At 62.0% G+C, this 18,048-nt stretch carries 20 protein-coding genes and 1 riboswitch; of the genes, 7 read left to right on the top strand and 13 right to left on the bottom strand.

Going from position 1 to position 18,048, the window contains the following annotated elements; genetic code table 11:
- Positions 1–76: 76 nt before the first annotated feature.
- The 3 genes from ACF8EF_RS22595 to ACF8EF_RS22585 form a co-directional block, all read right to left on the bottom strand.
- The gene (locus ACF8EF_RS22595; protein WP_392461381.1) at positions 77–1,441 is read right to left on the bottom strand and encodes a DUF1329 domain-containing protein; all 1,365 of its coding nucleotides are present in this window, start codon (positions 1,439–1,441) and stop codon (positions 77–79) included.
- Between the two features lie 25 nt (positions 1,442–1,466).
- Positions 1,467–3,353, bottom strand: a complete 1,887-nt coding sequence (locus tag ACF8EF_RS22590) for a DUF1302 domain-containing protein (RefSeq protein ID WP_176684988.1) — start codon at positions 3,351–3,353, stop codon at positions 1,467–1,469.
- A gap of 332 nt (positions 3,354–3,685) precedes the next feature.
- Positions 3,686–5,368 carry a fatty acid--CoA ligase gene (locus ACF8EF_RS22585; protein WP_176684987.1) on the bottom strand — a complete coding sequence of 561 codons (1,683 nt, stop codon included), beginning with the start codon at positions 5,366–5,368 and terminating at the stop codon, positions 3,686–3,688.
- Positions 5,369–5,661: 293 nt separating this feature from the next.
- Here ACF8EF_RS22585 and ACF8EF_RS22580 point away from each other — a divergent pair, with 293 nt between their 5' ends.
- From ACF8EF_RS22580 to ACF8EF_RS22570, 3 genes are all read left to right on the top strand, one after another.
- Complete coding sequence (locus ACF8EF_RS22580) at positions 5,662–6,627, top strand: 2-hydroxyacid dehydrogenase (RefSeq protein ID WP_176684986.1); 966 nt, start codon at positions 5,662–5,664, stop codon at positions 6,625–6,627.
- A 54-nt stretch (positions 6,628–6,681) separates the two neighbouring features.
- Entirely contained in the window at positions 6,682–7,680 is a 999-nt protein-coding gene (locus tag ACF8EF_RS22575) for a class I SAM-dependent methyltransferase (RefSeq protein WP_176684985.1), read from the top strand.
- Positions 7,681–7,720: 40 nt separating this feature from the next.
- Positions 7,721–7,860, top strand: a riboswitch (yybP-ykoY riboswitch).
- An 88-nt stretch (positions 7,861–7,948) separates the two neighbouring features.
- Positions 7,949–8,533, top strand: coding sequence for a TMEM165/GDT1 family protein (locus ACF8EF_RS22570; RefSeq protein WP_003247342.1), 585 nt, complete (start codon positions 7,949–7,951; stop codon positions 8,531–8,533).
- 42 nt (positions 8,534–8,575) lie between these two features.
- Here the strand turns inward: ACF8EF_RS22570 and ACF8EF_RS22565 are convergent, their stop codons facing one another.
- The 4 genes from ACF8EF_RS22565 to ACF8EF_RS22550 form a co-directional block, all read right to left on the bottom strand.
- Entirely contained in the window at positions 8,576–9,394 is an 819-nt protein-coding gene (locus tag ACF8EF_RS22565) for a M48 family metallopeptidase (RefSeq protein WP_176684984.1), read from the bottom strand.
- A gap of 340 nt (positions 9,395–9,734) precedes the next feature.
- Positions 9,735–10,355 (bottom strand): SOS response-associated peptidase, encoded by a 621-nt coding sequence (locus ACF8EF_RS22560; RefSeq protein WP_176684983.1) that lies wholly within the window; start codon positions 10,353–10,355, stop codon positions 9,735–9,737.
- A 15-nt stretch (positions 10,356–10,370) separates the two neighbouring features.
- Positions 10,371–10,631 (bottom strand): putative signal transducing protein, encoded by a 261-nt coding sequence (locus ACF8EF_RS22555; RefSeq protein WP_176684982.1) that lies wholly within the window; start codon positions 10,629–10,631, stop codon positions 10,371–10,373.
- Positions 10,631–10,816, bottom strand: a complete 186-nt coding sequence (locus tag ACF8EF_RS22550) for a CPXCG motif-containing cysteine-rich protein (RefSeq protein WP_010951999.1) — start codon at positions 10,814–10,816, stop codon at positions 10,631–10,633. The genes ACF8EF_RS22555 and ACF8EF_RS22550 overlap by 1 nt, the downstream gene beginning before the upstream one ends.
- Positions 10,817–10,938: 122 nt before the next feature.
- Between ACF8EF_RS22550 and ACF8EF_RS22545 the strand changes: the two genes are divergently transcribed.
- Positions 10,939–12,108 carry a 1-acyl-sn-glycerol-3-phosphate acyltransferase gene (locus ACF8EF_RS22545; RefSeq protein ID WP_176684981.1) on the top strand — a complete coding sequence of 390 codons (1,170 nt, stop codon included), beginning with the start codon at positions 10,939–10,941 and terminating at the stop codon, positions 12,106–12,108.
- A gap of 35 nt (positions 12,109–12,143) precedes the next feature.
- Here the strand turns inward: ACF8EF_RS22545 and ACF8EF_RS22540 are convergent, their stop codons facing one another.
- On the bottom strand, positions 12,144–12,404 hold the full coding sequence (locus tag ACF8EF_RS22540) for a hypothetical protein (protein WP_176684980.1): 261 nt from the start codon (positions 12,402–12,404) through the stop codon (positions 12,144–12,146).
- A gap of 160 nt (positions 12,405–12,564) precedes the next feature.
- Here ACF8EF_RS22540 and ACF8EF_RS22535 point away from each other — a divergent pair, with 160 nt between their 5' ends.
- Positions 12,565–12,771, top strand: coding sequence for a hypothetical protein (locus tag ACF8EF_RS22535; RefSeq protein WP_392461379.1), 207 nt, complete (start codon positions 12,565–12,567; stop codon positions 12,769–12,771).
- 72 nt (positions 12,772–12,843) lie between these two features.
- On the opposite strand, the gene ACF8EF_RS22530 is transcribed toward ACF8EF_RS22535, so the two are convergent.
- Positions 12,844–13,428, bottom strand: coding sequence for a YajG family lipoprotein (locus ACF8EF_RS22530; RefSeq protein WP_021783486.1), 585 nt, complete (start codon positions 13,426–13,428; stop codon positions 12,844–12,846).
- Between the two features lie 145 nt (positions 13,429–13,573).
- On the opposite strand from ACF8EF_RS22530, the gene ACF8EF_RS22525 reads away from it, so the two are divergent.
- Positions 13,574–13,807: a hypothetical protein gene (locus ACF8EF_RS22525; RefSeq protein ID WP_176684978.1), complete on the top strand. Its 234-nt coding sequence runs from the start codon at positions 13,574–13,576 to the stop codon at positions 13,805–13,807.
- Positions 13,808–14,407: 600 nt separating this feature from the next.
- On the top strand, positions 14,408–15,916 hold the full coding sequence (gene mqo / locus ACF8EF_RS22520) for a malate dehydrogenase (quinone) (RefSeq protein WP_003247357.1): 1,509 nt from the start codon (positions 14,408–14,410) through the stop codon (positions 15,914–15,916).
- A gap of 159 nt (positions 15,917–16,075) precedes the next feature.
- Here the strand turns inward: mqo and ACF8EF_RS22515 are convergent, their stop codons facing one another.
- From ACF8EF_RS22515 to ACF8EF_RS22500, 4 genes are all read right to left on the bottom strand, one after another.
- Entirely contained in the window at positions 16,076–16,366 is a 291-nt protein-coding gene (locus tag ACF8EF_RS22515) for a PA4642 family protein (protein ID WP_003247360.1), read from the bottom strand.
- 68 nt (positions 16,367–16,434) lie between these two features.
- A complete protein-coding gene (locus ACF8EF_RS22510; protein WP_176684977.1) occupies positions 16,435–16,905 on the bottom strand; it encodes a hypothetical protein in 471 nt (156 codons plus the stop codon).
- A gap of 51 nt (positions 16,906–16,956) precedes the next feature.
- Entirely contained in the window at positions 16,957–17,430 is a 474-nt protein-coding gene (locus tag ACF8EF_RS22505) for a WbuC family cupin fold metalloprotein (protein ID WP_176684976.1), read from the bottom strand.
- Between the two features lie 2 nt (positions 17,431–17,432).
- The gene (locus tag ACF8EF_RS22500; protein ID WP_003247364.1) at positions 17,433–17,990 is read right to left on the bottom strand and encodes a hypoxanthine-guanine phosphoribosyltransferase; all 558 of its coding nucleotides are present in this window, start codon (positions 17,988–17,990) and stop codon (positions 17,433–17,435) included.
- Positions 17,991–18,048: the final 58 nt, after the last annotated feature.

The following is an 18,048-nucleotide window of genomic DNA, read 5'->3' as shown; positions in this document are numbered from 1 at the left end:
AGGCCGCTTCAGGAAATAGAAACGCCCCGGCGAGCCGGGGCGTTCTGGGGATCACACGGCGTTCAGTGATCTCAGCTTAGCGAATACCCGACTGACGCAGCGCCGCTGGCTGGAAGTCGGCCTTGCTGGCACTGAAGCCGAAGTCGTAGGCGCGTTTCTCTTCGTTCTTCATGCCCAGGGCCAGGTAACGACCGGACTGCAGGTCGTAAATGGCTTCCAGGGTGTACCAAGGTACTTCCACATTGTAATAAGGCTGGGCGTGAGCCTCGGACACACGCCACAGTTGGCCACGGCCGTCGTACTGGTCGATCACTGCAGCCTGCCAGGTGTCCTCATCGATATAGAAGTCACGCTTGGCGTAGATGTGCCGCTGGCCCGGCTTGAGGGTTGCAACTACGTGCCAGACGCGGCGCAGCTCGTAACGGGCCAAGTCCTGGTTGATGTGCCCGGCCTTGATGATGTCGGCGTACTTGAGCTTCGGATCATCCAGTTTGAAGGCGTTCGATGCGATGTACAACTCCTTCTTGCCTTCCAGTTTCCAGTCATAACGATCGGGTGCACCGTTGAACATGTCCAGGTTGTCCGACGTACGCAGGCCGTCGGCGGCGGTGCCCGGGCCGTCATACGACACTTGCGGTGCCATGCGCACACGGCGTTGGCCTGCGTTGTAGATCCACGCCTTGCGCGGCTCCTTCACCTGGTCAAGGGTTTCGTGCACCAGCAGCACAGTCCCGGCCAGGCGCGCAGGCGCAGTAACTTCCTGCTTGAAGTAGAACAGGATGTTGCCTGGGTTGTTCGGGTCGTAGTCCTTCATCTTGTCGCGGAAGACGAACTGGTCGGAGAAGTACACGGGGTTGAACGAGCCGCTCTGCTGCGGCGTGGCCTGGGTCACCAGACGGCTGACACTGCCGCCGCGGTAGCGGGTGATGTGGTTCCAGATCACCTCCAGGCCGCTTTTCGGGATAGGGAACGGCACTGCCGTGCGGAAGTTGCTCAGGCCGTTGCCGCCTTCCACCAGGGTGGTTTTGGTGGCGTTTTCCTTGATGGCCGCGAACACATCGGCAGGGACGGTTGCGCCGCGATGGGTCTTGAACACCGGGATCTTGTAGGTGTTCGGGTAGCGCTTGAACATGGCCAACTGGCCGGGCGAGAGCTTGTCCTTGTACTGGTCGGCATTCTGCGCAGTGATGGTGAACAGCGGCTTTTCGCTGCCGTACGGGTCGGACAGGAAGCCCTTGCCGTCGACGCTGCCTGCCGTCTTCGACAGCGGCTCCCACGGGCCGATGGAACCGTCGGCGTTGCCGGCCTTCTCGGCACCCATCGGGGTCAGGGTGCTGCCCAGCTTGGCCGCCTCGTCGGCGGATACCGCAGCCATGACGCTGGTCGCCAGCAGGGACAGGCCCAGTACACCGGCTTGCAGCAGACTTATGGTCTTGTTCATGTCGTGTCGTCCTGGATCTGTATGCTTAGAAGTTCACGCCGAAGCTGAGGGCGACGAAGTCGCGGTCATCCACGGTGCTGTACTTGCCATCGAAGAAGTTGGTGTACGAGAGGCTCGCCGTGTAGGTTTGCTGATACTCGGCATCCAGGCCCAGGCTGACAGCCTTGCGGCCTTCCTCGAAGTTGGCGCCAGGGCCCGGCGAGTAACCGGACACGTCATGCGACCAGGCCACGCTCGGCTTCAGGTTGATACCTGCGAAAACGTCGTTGTAGTCCCAGATGACACGGGCGCGGTAACCCCAGGAAGTGCTGGTGGTGTAGCCGTCGTTCTCGCATTTGCGGTTCAGGTTGGCGGTGGACGCCCCCGCACCGGCGCCGGCGATGGTGCTGCCATTGAGCGCCTGGCAGGTATCGGCGCCACCGGTGGATGGCAACGGACCTGGGCCGAACACCGGGTCGCGACCGTAGCGGGTATCGTGGGCATTCTCCAGGCCGCCGACATGGGTAACACCCACTTCACCGACGACAGTCATCCGGCTGGCACCCATCACCTGGTCGAAGAAGTGGGTCAGGGTGGTCTGGAACTGAGTGATCTCCTTGCGGCGATACCCGTGAAGGTCCTGCCCTGGCGTACCGGTCAGCAGCGATGCGTTGCTCAACGCGCCGCCAATTGGACGGACACCGGCGAACAGGATATCCGTGGTATTGAGCTGCACTGGCGCATTGGGGCGGTAGCTGACTTCGCCGCTCCAGGCGGTGCCAGTGGGTAACGTGGTGGAGAAGCTCAAGCCATAAAGGCGGATATCCTCGGGGTATTCCACAAAGTACTCGGAATTACCTGCCACGATCAAAGGTGCCAATGCGCGCAACTGTGCAGGCAGGGCGCTCAGCCCGGCGAACACGGACGGCGGGGCCCCTGTGGCACTGAAGATGGGAGCACGGCTGTGGTAATTCATGAAGTAGGCGCCGAACTCGGTGTCCAACGGCTCGAACATATAGCGCAAGGCCACACCGAACTGGCCGCTGTCACGCGCATCGCGGTCGGCACCACGGCGCACCATCACACCCTCTTCGTTGATGTTCACGCCCTGCGTGGCGAGGAACTGCTGCGCAGCGCCCGGCACCGTGCGGCTGCTATTGAGCACACGCAAGTTGTCGGTACAGCCGTCGGCAATGATGTCCGGCTGGGAGAAGAAGGTGCCGCAGTTGTCGACGACCGTCTGGTCCCACTCGAGCTGGTAAAAGGCCTCGGCCGACAGGTTGTCGGTCAGGCTCTGCGAGATGTAGAACATGTTGACGGGAATCAGGCCTTCCTTGATCTCGGCCCCGGGACGGCGGAACGCCGACACGTCGATGGGGTTGATCGCGTTGATGCCGCCGCCGATGAAGGTACTTTCGCCCCAGCTCACCACCTGCTTGCCGAAACGCACCGAGCCAGGCTGATCGCCGATGGCGTAGTTGTGGTAGACAAAGGCGTCGAGCAGCTCGGCGCCGGACGACTTGGCGCCTTCCTTGCGGTTGGAGTCGCTGATGTCCTTGAACTCGCGGTTTTCGTCCTTCAGTTCGAAGTCGTACCAGTACTTGCCGCGGACGAACACACCGGTGTCGCCGTACTTGAGCTCCAGGTCATGAATGCCTTTGAAGATCTTGGAGAAGGTTTCGCCCTTCTTGAAGTTCAGGTGGCCATCGTCGGATGTCTGTGACAGGCCCTTGCCGCCGTTGTTCACCCCTATCAGGTTCTTGTTGGGGTTGGCTGTCGACCAGCTGGCGCCGATGGAGAGCGACGAGTCGAACTGGCCTTCGATTTCACCAATGTTGAAACTGACAGCGAAAGCAGGACTTGCGAGCGTGGAAGCAAGGCTGACGGCCAAGGGCAGCTTGGCCCGGCGCCAGAACAGGTTTGCAGATTTCATCGACGCTACTCCATGTACTTTTTTGTTATGGCAGTGAGTCCTTTCAAGAACGGCCCGAGCGACCGGATGACAGGCTTTCACCTGCCGGCGACACAGCTTGCGCATGTCGCCCTCCCCCATTCCTGAAAATCCCCTGGCCCCGACTATAGCCAGCAGGCACAGGCGCTTGATCCCTCTAAAGTGTGATTTGCGCTCCATGCCACCATCACGCTGCAGTTTTGTCTCGGTTGCGGGCTGGCACTGCTCAAGGATGGCGCATTTCTGTCGTTTGGCAAGACGGCGGGCTCTCTAACATGCGGGTCGCGCTCTTACGTACGCGACCCGCACAACGATTACAACGTGGAAAGAAACGTGCTGTTGCTGGCCTGCCACTGGACGATGTCCTGGCGGATGCGTTTCTTGTCGAGCTTGCCGACACTGGTCTTGGGAATTTCAGTAACAACGGCGATCTGGCTTGGAATCGCCCACTTGTTGATATGACCTTGTTCCACGAACGGCTTGAGGTGTTCCTTCAGCGCCTTGGCGTCAATCTCGTGGCCGTCACGTACCACCAGCAGGGCAAACGGGCGCTCACCCCACTGCGGGTCGGCCACCCCCACCACCGCCACTTCGCGCACGGCCGGGTGGCGGCTGATCAGGTCTTCCAGGTCGAGCGAGGAAACCCACTCGCCACCGGTCTTGATCACATCCTTGATGCGGTCGCGGATGTCGATGTAACCCATACCGTCTAGGGTGGCGACGTCACCGGTGTGCAGCCAGCCGCCCTGCCACAGCTCCTCGCTCTTCTCCGGCTCCTTGAAGTAGCCCATGGTCAGCCAAGGCGCTCGCAGTACCAGCTCGCCCTGGGTTTCACCATCGGCGGGCAGGAAGTTGCCTTCACCGTCGACGATGGCCGCTTCGACCAACGGCACCGGCACACCGGCCTTGATACGGTAGGTGACGCGCTCATCCTCGCTGCCGGCCTGCAGTTCATCGTTCAGGTGTGCGGCGGAGATCAGCGGGCAGGTTTCCGACATGCCATACGCGGCGGTCAGCTGGATGCCGCGCGCCAGGGCGGCCTGGTACAGCGAACGGTTGAGCGAGCTGCCGCCGATGATGATCTTCCAGCCGCCGAAGTTCTGCCCCTGGGCGTTCGGGCAGTTGAGCAGCATCTGCAGGATGGTCGGTACGCAGTGGGAGAAGGTGACCTTCTCTTCATGCCAAAGCTTGACCAGCATGTCCGGCTCGTAGCGCCCCGGGTACACCTGCTTCATACCGAGCATGGTGGCAGCGTAGGGGATGCCCCAGGCATGCACGTGGAACATCGGGGTGATGGGCATGTACACATCGTTGCTGCCCAGCAGGCGCACGCTATCGATACTGCCGGTGACCGAGGCCTCGGCCAGTGTGTGCAGTACCAACTGGCGGTGGGTGAAGTACACGCCCTTCGGGTTGCCGGTGGTGCCAGTGGTGTAGAAGGTAGTGGCCACCGAGTTCTCGTCGAAGTCCGGGAAGTCGTAGCGCGGGCTGGCAGCAGCCAGCAGTTGCTCATACTCGCCGACCAGGTCGGGCAGTTCGGCAGTCTTGTCCGGGCCATCGGTCAGCAGCAAGGTCTTGTCGACAGTGGTCAGCTGCCCGGCGATGGCCTGGTACAGGCCGACGAAGTCGCTGTTGACCAGCACCACGCGGTCTTCGGCATGGTTCATGGTGTAGAGGATCTGCTCGGGCGACAGGCGCACGTTGATGGTGTGCACCACAGCGCCGATCATCGGAATGGCGAACATGCATTCCAGGTAGCGATGGCTGTCCCAGTCCATCACCGCCACGGTGTCACCGGCCTTCACCCCAGCCTCGGTCAGCACATTGGCCAGGCGGGCAATGCGCTCGTTGAGCTGTGGATATGTCAGCCGCAACTGATCGCGGTAGACGATTTCGCGGGTCTTTTCATAGCGGCTGCCGGACATCAACAGGCGCTTGATCAGCAATGGATAGGCATAGGCGCCCTCGGCGGGCTTGATGATGCGTGTCTGCAACATGGGGATCCCTTTTCTGAAAAGCGGGCCGGACAAGTCTGGGTTTACTGTAGTTCGCCAATGTGACGGCCAAATCAGCCGAAGGAATGATTTGCGTGGCAGAGGTATGAGTGGCGGGCGTTGACGGGCGGCAAGGTTGAGCTAGACACTGCGGCGGCGGCTTCAGGTTTGCGCCGAAGCTGAGGGCCTCTTCGCGGGTAAGCCCGCTCCTGCAAGGGTTGTGGTGACCTTGTGGGCGCGGGCGTGCCCGCGAATGGCCACAACGCCCTTATCCCTCCCTGCCACCGGAGATCTTCATGTCCAGCCCGCGTCGCGCCGTGTTTCTCGATCACCAGTCCCTGGACCTTGGCGACCTCGACCTTTCGCCCCTGAAGCAGCAGTTCGACGCGTTCGAACTGTTCGCCGCCACCCGCCCGGAACAGGTTGCGGAACGCCTGCAGGGCGCCATGGCAGTGGTTAGCAACAAGGTCATGCTCGACGCCGCAACCCTGGCCGCCAACCCGCAACTGAAGCTGATCCTGGTGGCCGCCACCGGCACCAACAATGTCGACCTGGCTGCCGCCCGCGCCCAGGGCATCACGGTGTGCAACTGCCAGGGCTACGGCACGCCGTCTGTCGCCCAGCATACCCTGGCCCTGCTGTTGGCCCTGGCCACCCGGCTGTGCGACTACAACCAGGCGGTGGCCGATGGCCAGTGGGCCAAGGCCAGCCAGTTCTGCCTGCTGGACTTTCCTATCGTCGAACTGGAGGGCAAAACCCTCGGCCTGCTCGGCCACGGCGAACTGGGCGGCGCAGTGGCGAGGCTGGCCGAAGCCTTCGGTATGCGGGTACTGAGCGGGCAGATCCCTGGCCGACCGGAGCGCGCCGACCGGTTGCCGCTGGACGAGTTGCTGCCGCAAGTCGACGCCCTGACCCTGCACTGCCCGCTGAACGAGCACACCCGGCATATGCTCGGTGCCCGCGAACTGGCCCTGCTCAAGCCCAACGCGCTGGTGGTCAACACCGCCCGTGGTGGCCTGATCGACGAACAGGCGTTGGCCGATGCCCTGCGCGGTGGTCACCTGGGCGGCGCGGCCACCGACGTGCTGAGCGTGGAGCCGCCGGTCAACGGCAACCCGCTGCTGGAGCCCGGCATCCCGCGCCTGATCATCACCCCGCACAGCGCCTGGGGTGCCGTGGAGTCGCGCCAGCGCATCGTCGGCCAGCTCAGCGAGAACGCCCAGGCTTTCTTCGCCGGGCAGCCACGCCGTGTGGTCAGCTGAGCCTGGCGCCCGCCTCTGCTACACTGCGCCACTTTTTTCCAGGAGACGTCGTCCATGGACCCGCGCAGTGAAGTGTTGCTCCGTCAGGCTGAGCTGTTTCAGGGGCCGCTGCTGGTCGCCGGCGCCCCCGCCGACGACCTGCTCGGCCAGTTGCCTCAGGCCCAGGCCTGGACCTGGCATGCCGGTGATCAGGCCATGCTCGAAAGCCGCTTCGCAGGCCGCAGCCATTACGGCGTCGAGGCCCCTGAAGCAGCATTCGACAGCGCCGTGCTGTTCCTGCCCAAATCCCGCGAGCTGGCCGCCTACCTGCTCAACGCCCTGGCGTCGCGACTGGCTGGCCGCGAGCTGTACCTGGTCGGCGAGAAGCGCGGTGGCATCGAGGGCGCGGCCAAGCAGCTGCAGGCCTTTGGCAAGCCACGCAAACTCGACAGCGCCCGGCACTGCCAGCTGTGGCAAGTGACCATCGACCAGGCGCCGCAGGCAAAACCGCTGGAAAGCCTGGCCGAGCGCTTCGAGCTGGCCCTGGAAGACGGCCCGCTGCAGGTGGTCAGCCTGCCTGGGGTATTCAGCCATGGCCGACTCGACCGAGGTACCGCCCTGCTCCTGAAGCATCTTGACGGCCTGCCCGGTGGCCACATGCTGGACTTTGGCTGCGGTGCCGGGGTACTGGGTGCCACGCTCAAACGCCGTTACCCACAAAGCCGGGTGACCTTGCTGGACGTGGATGCCTTCGCCGTGGCCGCCAGCCGCCTGACGCTGGCGGCCAACGGCCTGGAAGGCGAAGTGATCAGCGGCGATGGCATCGACGCAGCCCCTACTGAACTGAGCCTTATCCTGAGCAACCCACCGTTCCACACCGGCGTACATACCAACTACCAGGCTTCGGAAAACTTGCTGAAAAAATCCGCCATTCATCTGCGAAAAGGTGGCGAAATGCGCTTGGTCGCCAACAGTTTCCTGCGCTACCAGCCACTCATCGAAGGGGCATTGGGCAACTGCCAGGTACGTGACGAGGCCGATGGTTTCCGCATCTACCAGGCAACTCGCGGATAAAAAACAGCGCTTGCCGAAAACGTTTTGCCTAGGCAGAATCCGCACCGTCCTAGGGGAGTAGTCTCCCGCGAGCACCCAGCTCGCCCGGTACGCGTCAACATACTTGGTCCACAGACCATGGCGCGTGCGACCCACCATGCACGCCTGCATGGCGAGATCCGCATAGACGGATCGAGGGTTTGACAAGACCTATGACACGCACACCTTACCCGGGGCGGGGAGGCTGTACGTGTCATAGCCGTGTCGACCCGCCCCCGTAGGAATCCTGATGCTGGAATCACTGCTGGTCCCCACCGCTATCGTTGCCCTGGCCGAGATCGGTGACAAGACGCAACTGCTCGCACTCATTCTCGCTGCCCGCTTCCGCAAACCCTGGCCGATCATCGCCGGCATCATCGCCGCCACCCTGGCCAACCATGCCGCAGCCGGTGCCGTGGGGGCGTGGGTCGGCAGCTTCTTCAGCGATTCGGCCCTGCACTGGATCCTGGCTGCGAGCTTTACCGCCACCGCACTGTGGACGCTGGTACCGGACAAGATGGATGACGACGAGAACCCGGCTCGCCGTTTCGGGCCGTTCCTGACGACGCTGATTGCGTTCTTCCTGGCCGAAATCGGTGACAAGACCCAGGTCGCCACCGTGATGCTGGCTGCACAGTATCCGCACCTGATCATGGTCATTATCGGCACTACCCTGGGCATGCTGATTGCCAACGTGCCGGTGGTACTGGCGGGTAACTTCGCGGCTGACAAACTGCCGTTGACGCTGATTCGTCGCCTGGCGGCAACGGCGTTCTTCGTGCTGGCGATCGTGGCCGTCTATTCGGCGATGAAGGCCAGTGGCTGGATTGGGTAAAGGGAAAAGCGGGGCTGCCATGCAGCCCCAGGATTCAGGCATTCACGGCTTGGCTGCAGCCTGATACAGCGGCATCACCTTCGGAATCGCCGCCTGCAGCGAAGCAATGCGGCTCTCGGACGCCGGGTGAGTACTCATGAACTCAGGCGGTGCACCTTCGGAAGCCTTGCTCATCTTGTTCCACAAGGTGATCGCGGCATTCGGGTCGTAGCCTGCACGGGCCGACAGCTCCAGGCCAATCAGGTCGGCCTCGTTCTCGTTGGCCCGGCTGTTGGGCAAGGTCATGGCGTAGTTCACCACCGTGTCGGCCATGGCCATGCTGCCCTGGCCGAGGCCGAAGATGGCACCGGCACCCTGGCGGGCCATTTCCACACCGTATGCCTTGGACATGGCCTCGCGGCTGTGCTCGCGCAAGGCGTGGGCAATCTCGTGCCCCACCACTGCGGCAATTTCCGCATCGGTGAGCTTGAGCTGATCGATCAGCCCGGTGTAGACGATGATCTTGCCGCCCGGACCGCAGTTGGCGTTCAGTTCGTCACTCTTGATCACGTTGACTTGCCAGTCCCACTGCGCGGCATCCGGGCGGAATTTGGGCGCCTGGGCGATCAGGCGGCTGGCAATTGCCTGCACACGCTTGGCATCGGCACTGGACTTGTCGAGCACACCCTTGCTCGATGCTTCACCCAGGGTCTGCTGATACGACTGGGCGTACATCTTGTTGACCTCATCGGTCGAGAGCATGCTGAACATGTATTGCTGGCGCTCGACGCCAACAGCACCACCGCTGGTGGTATTCACCGCCTGGCAGCCGGCCAGCAGAATGCCAGCGCTCAGCAGGCTGACGACAAAAGACTTACGCATGAAAACACTCCCTTTTTACATGCGCCGTATCCTAGGCCGAGTCGCCAGTGGCTGCCATAGCCGCAGGGAAGATTTTCGTCGCTGTAACGGCCTCTTCGCGGGCAAGCCCGCTCCTACACGGGTAACACGACCGTTGGTAGGAGCGGGCTTGCCCGCGAAAGGGCCGGCGCAGGCACCCCATCAATCCCGCTTCGGCTCATTGCCGAAAATGGCCGCCTTGGCCGCTGGGAAGATTTTCGTCGCCTGTACCGCTCCCTTCGCGGGCAAGCCCGCCCGTACAGGGGAACACGACCGTTGTAGGAGCGGGCTTGCCCGCGAAAGGGCCGGCGCAGACAACCCATCAAGCCGGGGTCAGGCACTCCGGCGCATCCAGCTTCGGGTCATTGACGAAATTGGCCAAGGCCCGCTCACGCAACGTCGCCGGCGGGCTGGCCAGCAGCTCGTGCAAGCGGGTTACCGGCGTGTCCGGGTCAAGCCAGGCCGCCTGCCCCGCCTCGTCGAGGATGAGCGGCCGACGCTGGTTCATGGCGGCCTGGGTCACCACCGCGCAACTCAGCCAAACCTGATCCTGCACCGGATAGGCCTCCCACACCGCCGCAAAGTAGAGCGCCGCGCCCTCCCCCGGGGTCAACCAGTACGGGCGTTTGCGCACGCTGCCACGCCATTCGTAAAAGCCGTTGGCCGGCATCAGGCAGCGGCGCTGGCGAAATGCATCGCGAAACATCGGCTGTTCGGCCAGCGTTTCGGCGCGGGCATGGGCAGGGGTACGGGACAGGTCGGTGAGCCAGGCCGGGGTCAACCCCCAGCGCGCCTTGGCCAGTTGCTGCTGGCCGTCAAGCTGACGCTGGATCAGCACCGACGCCCCAGGCGATATATTCCATTGGGCCGGCTGGCCGACGGGAAAACCTGGCAGACTGGCAAGGGCCTGGGGCCAGCGAAACAGGGCATAACGTCCACACATGGGCGAATTCAGAACCTAGCAGATCAAGGTACCGGGGACATTCTCCGGTTCGTCGCCAACCAGTGGCTGGGCGTCATTGTACGCATCGATCAGCTGTCGTGCGCATTCGGCCTGCTCATCAGACACGACGAGCCCCAGCAGTCCCTGCAAGGGCAGCTCGCCGGCGGCACCGACCAGGTCACGGCCGACCACATGTACCTCGATCCCCTCGCTGGCAAGCATGCCTGCCAGCATTTCCGCTTCGAGCAGGCCTTCCGGTTCGTAGATGCGCTGCATCAGGTATCGTCCTCGCGTCGGACTTCGAGCATCCATTCGTCACCGTGCACCTGCAGAATGCACACCACAGGCTGGCAGCACACCTGGCAATCCTCGGTATAAACCTGATCACCAGCAGACAGATCGACGGTAGTTTCCACACGTTCGCCACAATAAGGGCAATCATAGAAGTCGGTTTCCAGCATCGCGGCCTCCGCAGTGACTTATGCGTATAATTGCCGGTCTGTTTACAGGGTCTGTGTGCGTCCGAGCCGTTTTTCGGAGCCCGTCCCTACCTTATTACCCTAGCCGTTTCCAACAAGAGAGCATGATGGGCGAATTCGATGCCATCCGACCGTATGACGACGCTGAGGTCCCTGCCGTTCTGGCACGCCTGCTCAGCGACCCGGCATTCCTCGATATCCTCACCCACTTCCGCTTTCCGCGTGCGGCCGGTGCTCTCGGCTGGTTGCTCAAGCCCTTGATCGCACGCCGCCTGCGCAAGGAATTCGCCGGCGTTACCTGTGTCTCGACCTTGCAGGACAAAGTCGAGTACTACGTCGACCAGACCATCGATCGCGCCACCGACGGCGTCACCTACTCGGGTGTGGAACAGCTTAAGGCCGGCACCGCCTACCTGTTCCTGGCCAACCACCGTGACATCGTCATGGACCCGGCCTTCGTCAACTACGCGGTGTACCACGCCGGCCTGCCCACGCCGCGTATCGCCATTGGCGACAACCTGCTGCAGAAGCCCTTTGTCAGCGACATGATGCGCCTGAACAAGAGCTTCATCGTGCACCGTTCGATCAGCGGGCGGCGTGAAAAACTGGCTGCTTACCAACTGCTGTCGGCCTACATCAACCACTCGATCCGCAACGATGCCACCTCGATCTGGATCGCCCAGGCCGAAGGTCGGGCCAAGGACGGTGACGACCGTACCGACTCGGCGATTCTCAAGATGTTCCACATGAGCCGCAAGGACGAACCGTTCGGTGCAGTGATCCAGAGCCTGAACCTGACCCCGGTATCGATCAGCTACGAATACGACCCGTGCGACCAGGCCAAGGCCCGCGAGCTGTACATCCGCGCCACCACCGGCACCTACCAGAAGGCGCCCGGCGAAGATGACAACAGCATCGCCAAAGGCATCACCGGCTACAAGGGCCGCGTGCACATCAACTTTGCGCCGCCGGTAACCGAGTACCACGAAGACACCAAGCAGCTGGCGGCGGAGATCGACCGGCAGATCCTGGGGGGCTACCGACTGTTTCCGGTGCATTACCTGGCGTATGCGATGTGGGAGGGCAAGGACGAAGCCCTGCAGGTGCCAAGCGCCGAGAAGGTGTTCCCCGCGGATGAACTGGCCAAGGCCAAGGAAGAATGGCAACGGCGTCTGGATGCCTGCCCGCAAGAGCAGCGGCCGTACCTGGTGTTGCAGTATGCGACGCCAGTGCGCAACCAGTATCAGGTCAGGCAGCAGGCACCTGTAGCCTGATCAGGTTTGGGGCTGCGTTGCAGCCCCGATGCTTCTCAGATCCAGGTGCTGAACCAGGAAAGCAGCAGTGCCATCGCCAGGCACGAAAAGCCAAGAATGTAGAAGTATTTCGGCACACGAAGGTCGAAAGCGTTCACTACCCCCTCGTCTGCCGCCATGTACTCGCGGGTTTCGGCCTCGCGCCGTCGCGCGCTGTGCAGCAGCAAACCGCCCGGGCAGGTCAGCAGCAGCGCCAGCAGGTTGATCAGCTTGGTGGGATGGGCGGCCAGGAACCCCCAGAGCACTTGCAAGGACATCACGCAACCTCGATGTGAGCAATGGCAAAGGCCAGCATTCTACCCAAGTCGCACCTTGGCGCCCGGTCTTGGCGACAAACTGTCATTAAATTTCATCTGTCATCCGCTCGTCATCAATACAGGCGACCCTGTCGGCCTTTTGATGACCCGGAGCTTTTTCATGTTGCACGCCGAAAACCAGGACCGCCTTTACCTCGTTGCCCAGAGTGATGAGCAACAGGCGCTGATCGATGGTTTTGCGATCAATGTGCAGGACCGCCAGTGGCTGGTCTACTGCGCGCTTGGCGGGCATGTACATGAGGACTTGCCCGAAGTGGATGCATGCACAGGGTTCAGCTTGCTGGATTTCCACATAGAAGCTGCGTGAATCTGTGCTGGCCAGACAGCAAAAACCCGCTGCCTGTCACTCAGGCAGCGGGTTTCTGGCATAACCTGAAGCTTACTGACCCAGCACCTGCCCGATACTCGGGTCCTTGAACAGGCGGGTCAGGGCATCGCTCAGCACATCCCCCACCAGCTGGTTATTGGTGTCCTGATTCGGCGCCATGCCGAAACGCTGGTCCAGCGAAGCGCCATAACGGCCGCTGTAACGGCGGCCACCATTGGTCACATCAGCACGGAAAGTGGCGCCGATGGTGGCCTCGGTCACGTAAAGGTTGTCTTTCGGCGACTGGTACTTCAGCTCGGCCAGGGTCACGGTCAGCTGCGGTGCATTGCCGGCGTTCGGGGTCGGGGTGAAGCCGAGCAGGCGCACAGCGGCTTCAGCCTGGGCCTGCAGCTTGGGTACCACGTCATTACCGCTGACGCTGATGGTGCTGGTCTCGGGGTACATGCCACCGCGGGTACCCAGAGACTGCGAAGGCCGGCCATCGACTACCCGGACCACCACCGGCTGGCCATGGCCGACCGGGGCCAGTTGGGCCTTGAGCGTGGGTTGCGGGTTGAGTTGTTGCGGGCTGTGGGCACAACCGACAAGGCTAAGGCTGGCCACGGCGATCAAACCGAACAACAGACGTTGCAACATGCGCGTTTCTCCAGAAAATGCGGCAAAGGCCCACAGTATACCTAGCCAGGCACAGACCAGTCATCGGCCCGGCCCGGTTGTCACAATCGTTTCATGGCCACCCCCTTATCCTTGCGCCAAGCCCTAATGCAAAGGACTCGCCGCCATGACCTCGCTCTGGACTCAGCTCTTCCAACGGCCGCGCCACAACGCTTATGCCCGCCTTGACGCTGATGGCAAATGCCTGGCGTTCAAGCAATGCAGCCAGGCACCAAGCGGCCTCGACTGGGTGCAGATCCGCGAAATTCAGCTGGCCTGGCTGGGCCGCGAGCTGCCCATCGAAGCCCGGGTTTGCGCCCGCGCAAACCGCCGTTGGCACCAGCGCCTCCTCGCTGCCTGACAAACGCTGCAATAAAAACCACGAATGGCGACATTTCTGCCCGCGACATCGCTATAATCTCCCCCCGATTATAAGGACGTCTCCTGATCGGGCCCCGCACTCGCCGATTGACCCCGGCAACTTCACCGCTTCGCCCACAGAGAGCCTTCCACTCAGGTCTTGCATCGGCTGTCGTGCCTGTTTTTCCGGCCCTTCACACTGCATGAACCTGCGGGTTGCCATCGCGCAGTCCCCTTTTGAGGTTCACGTCTCCAAAAGAGCGTGAAAAAACGGTTTTCACAACTTCACAAGAGTGTGGCGAGCAAATGAACAGTCTGGCATGTGCAAAAGCGGCAGATGTGTCCCGAACAGCCCTGAACAGGCGGCAGATGCGCTCATCCCGTATGAGTGTCTGAACCGTTCCATAACGCACGCACGACACCTTGACCATAAGTCGAATTGCCGCATCTGTGGCAAACGGCGTTCAATACACGAACCCGAAGACTGATTGGCGGTGTCCGCGGAAGTTGCAAGAACTGCGAAAAGTCGGACATGGCGACCCTGGCAACCCCAGGTCCTATGCTGTCAATTAGGTAGCTGTAGATTGTGGAGACGCGTTAAATGGCGCAGAACGAATCGGTTGATGTGGTACTGGTAGGCGCGGGCATCATGAGTGCCACCCTGGCCGTACTGCTCAAGGAGCTTGACCCGACCCTGAAGCTTGAGGTCGTCGAGGCGATGGACTCCGGGGCCGCGGAAAGCTCCAACCCCTGGAACAACGCAGGCACCGGCCACGCCGGCCTGTGCGAGCTGAACTACACGCCGCAGGCCGCCGATGGCAGCATCGACATCAAGAAGGCCGTGCACATCAACACCCAGTTCGAGGTTTCGCGCCAGTTCTGGGCCTACCTGAGCAAGAAGGGCAACTTCGGCTCGGCGCGTGCCTTCATCAACCCTGTCCCACACCTGAGTTATGTCGAGGGTGACAAGGGTGTTTCCTTCCTCAAGAAGCGCTTCGAGCTGCTCAAGCAGCACCACGCCTTCGCCGAGATGGAATACACCGAAGACAAGGCCGTGATGAACGACTGGATGCCGCTGATGATGCCTGGCCGCCCGGCCGACCAGCACATCGCTGCTACCCGCGTGGCCAAAGGCACCGACGTGAACTTCGGCGCACTGACCAACAAGCTGCTCAAGCTGCTGGGCGACTCGCCGGACGCGCAAGTCAAGTACAGCAAGAAGGTTGTCGGCCTGCGCCGTAACGGCAGCGGCTGGACCGTGAGCATCAAGGACGTCAACAGCGGCGGCAGCCGTGAAGTCGACGCCCGCTTCGTCTTCCTCGGCGCCGGCGGCGCGGCCCTGCCGCTGCTGCAGTTGTCCGGCATCCCGGAAAGCAAAGGTTTCGGCGGCTTCCCTGTCAGCGGCCAGTGGCTGCGTTGCGACAACCCGGAAATCGTCAAGCAGCACCAGGCCAAGGTCTACAGCCAGGCCGCTGTCGGCGCCCCGCCGATGTCGGTACCGCACCTGGACACCCGCGTCGTGGACGGCAAGACTTCGCTGCTGTTCGGCCCGTATGCCGGTTTCACTACCAAGTTCCTCAAGCACGGCTCGCTGATGGACCTGCCGCTGTCGGTGCGCATGGGCAACATCGGCCCGATGCTGGCTGTGGCCCGCGACAACATGGACCTGACCAAGTATCTGGTCAGCGAAGTGATGCAGTCGATGGAGCAGCGTCTGGAAGCCCTGCGTCGTTTCTATCCGCAGGCCAAGGCCGAAGACTGGCGCCTGGAAGTGGCGGGTCAGCGCGTGCAGATCATCAAGAAAGACCCGAAAAAAGGCGGCGTACTGCAGTTCGGTACCGAGCTGGTCTCGGCCCAGGACGGCAGCCTGGCAGCACTGCTCGGCGCATCGCCGGGTGCCTCGGTGACCGTGTCGATCATGCTGGAACTGATCGAGCGCTGCTTCCCCGAGCAGGCCAAGGGTGCCTGGGCTGCCAAGCTCAAGGAAATCTTCCCGGCTCGCGAGAAGACCCTGGCAACCGATGCTGCGCTGTACCACAAGATCAGTGCCGATAACGACGCGGCCCTGGACCTGGCAGAAAGCAGCCCGGCGGCCAAGCACTACGCCTAAGCCGGCCTGAAACGCAAAAACGCCCCTCGGGGCGTTTTTTTGTGCCTGGGCGTTTGTCAGCCTGTGCCGGCCCTTTCGCGGGTAAACCCGCTCCTACAAAGACCGCATATCCTTTGTAGGAGCGGGTTTACCCGCGCAAGGGCCGGCACAGGTTACCAATCAGCCACGGGCTTTATCGATGATCTCGATGTACTCAGGGGCATTGCGCTGGTCGGCAATCTGCTCGACGAAGGTCTTGCCGTGCTCGTCCTTGCCGTCCAGGTCCAGGCCAGCTTCGACGAAGAAGCCTACAAAGCGCTCGAAGTCGTCCACGCGCAGGCCGCGGTAGGCCTTGACCAGCTTGTGCAGCGACGGCGAAGTCACACCATCGGCCGGCTCGAACTGAAGGAACGACTTGATGTAGTCGTCGCTGATTTCGTCACCGATTACCTGTTTCTTGTCTTTACGCATTGCCGACTCCAACTGGACCATCACGGAATTTCGAAGGCCGGCAGTTTACCCCCCGCAGGCTGCGTGCCTCAACGCGTACGTACCGTCCCGGTGTGCAGGTCGGCCCAGATGTGGCCGTTGCCGTAAGTCAGAAACTGCACGTACAAGGTTTCGTTACGCAGCAGGTCCATGACCACCCGGTAGTTGCTGATCGGGTAATTCAGGCTCAAGGTGCGGGTTTTAGCGTCATACACAGGCTTTTTCAGGCTTTTGGCCGCTTCACCATCGAACGTCAGCAGCACCTGGGCAATGGTCGCCCCCTTGCTCAGCGGCTTGCCCTTCAGGCGCACCTGCAACGACGATGTGATCGGGATCGGCTGCTGATCGGACTGGCGCTGAGCCCCTACGACCACGGAATAGTCAGTCACTTGCAGCAATTGCTGGCTGGTCGGCGCTTCCTGGCGCAGGGACTGGTCATCAGGAGGCAGGAACTGGCTGTGCAGCGGTGCGGCAGCGAGCGGCAGGCTGACCGCCAGCAGGAGGGGAAGAATCGCACGCATGTGAGGCTCCTTGTATGAAGGAGCACTCTAGCACGCCGGGTACAGCCGATATCAATCGAACTGCGCGCGCATCCAGGCCTGGTAATCGGCCACACCAGCTTCACCCTCGCGCGGCGCCCAGTGTGCGTGTTCGCCCTCGCCCACCGGTCGGTATGGCCCAGCCTTGCACTCGAACAGCATACTGTCCGGCTCCAGCACCACCAAACCATGGTAGGTACCAGGCGCCAGATCCACACCCAGACAGTCGCCCCCGGCCTGCAGCACCCGCTTGTCAGTCACCGCGCCTTGTTCATCGAAAATCAACAGGCCAAAGCGCCCCTTGAGCGCTATCAAGGTTTCAGCCTTGTCGGCGCTCAAATGGCGATGCGGCGGAATGTAGGTGCTCGGTTGCAGCCCGACCGCCATGCGGTGGCAGGGCTCTTCCATTTCGTGAAAGTTATGGTGCTGCCGCCCACGCGGGTTGCCAGCAGCCTTTTCGGCCAGCCCGGCGAACAGCGATTGGTCGATGAACGCAGGCTGGCGCACGGTTACAGCCCCTTTACGGCGAAGATGCCGTTAGCGTTGCGCCAGTAACCTTTGTAGTCCATGCCGTAACCGAAGATATAGCGATCAACACAAGGCAGGCCCACGTAGTTGGCCTTGAGATCAGGGCTTGCCTTGCGGTCGTGGTCCTTGTCGATCAGCACAGCGGTGTACACCGAGCGGGCGCCGGCATGCTTGCAAAACTCGATGATGGCGCTGAGGGTGTGCCCTTCGTCGAGGATATCGTCGACGATCAACACGTCACGGTCGATGAACGACACTTCCGGCTTGGCCTTCCAGAAAAGCTCGCCGCCGCTGGTCTGATTGCGGTAGCGGGTAGCGTGCAGGTACGAGGCTTCCAGCGGGAACTGCAGGTGGGTCAGCAGTTTGCCGGAGAAGATCAGGCCGCCGTTCATCACGCAGAACACAACCGGGTTCTTGTCATGCAGGTCCTTGCAGATCTGCTCGCCGACTTTGGCGATGGCCGCTTCGACTTCGGCTTCGGTGTACAGGCAGTCAGCTTCACGCATGACTTGACGGATATGCTCGAGATCGGCGGACATGGCGCTCTCCGGGGGGGCATTTTGGAAAAGCGGGCAAAGGTACGCATCCGCTCGTCAC

Source organism: Pseudomonas sp. zjy_15, assembly GCF_043101865.1.
GTDB classification, from domain to species: Bacteria; Pseudomonadota; Gammaproteobacteria; order Pseudomonadales; family Pseudomonadaceae; genus Aquipseudomonas; species Aquipseudomonas putida_Y.
This window is presented reverse-complemented; position numbering and strand designations above follow the sequence as displayed.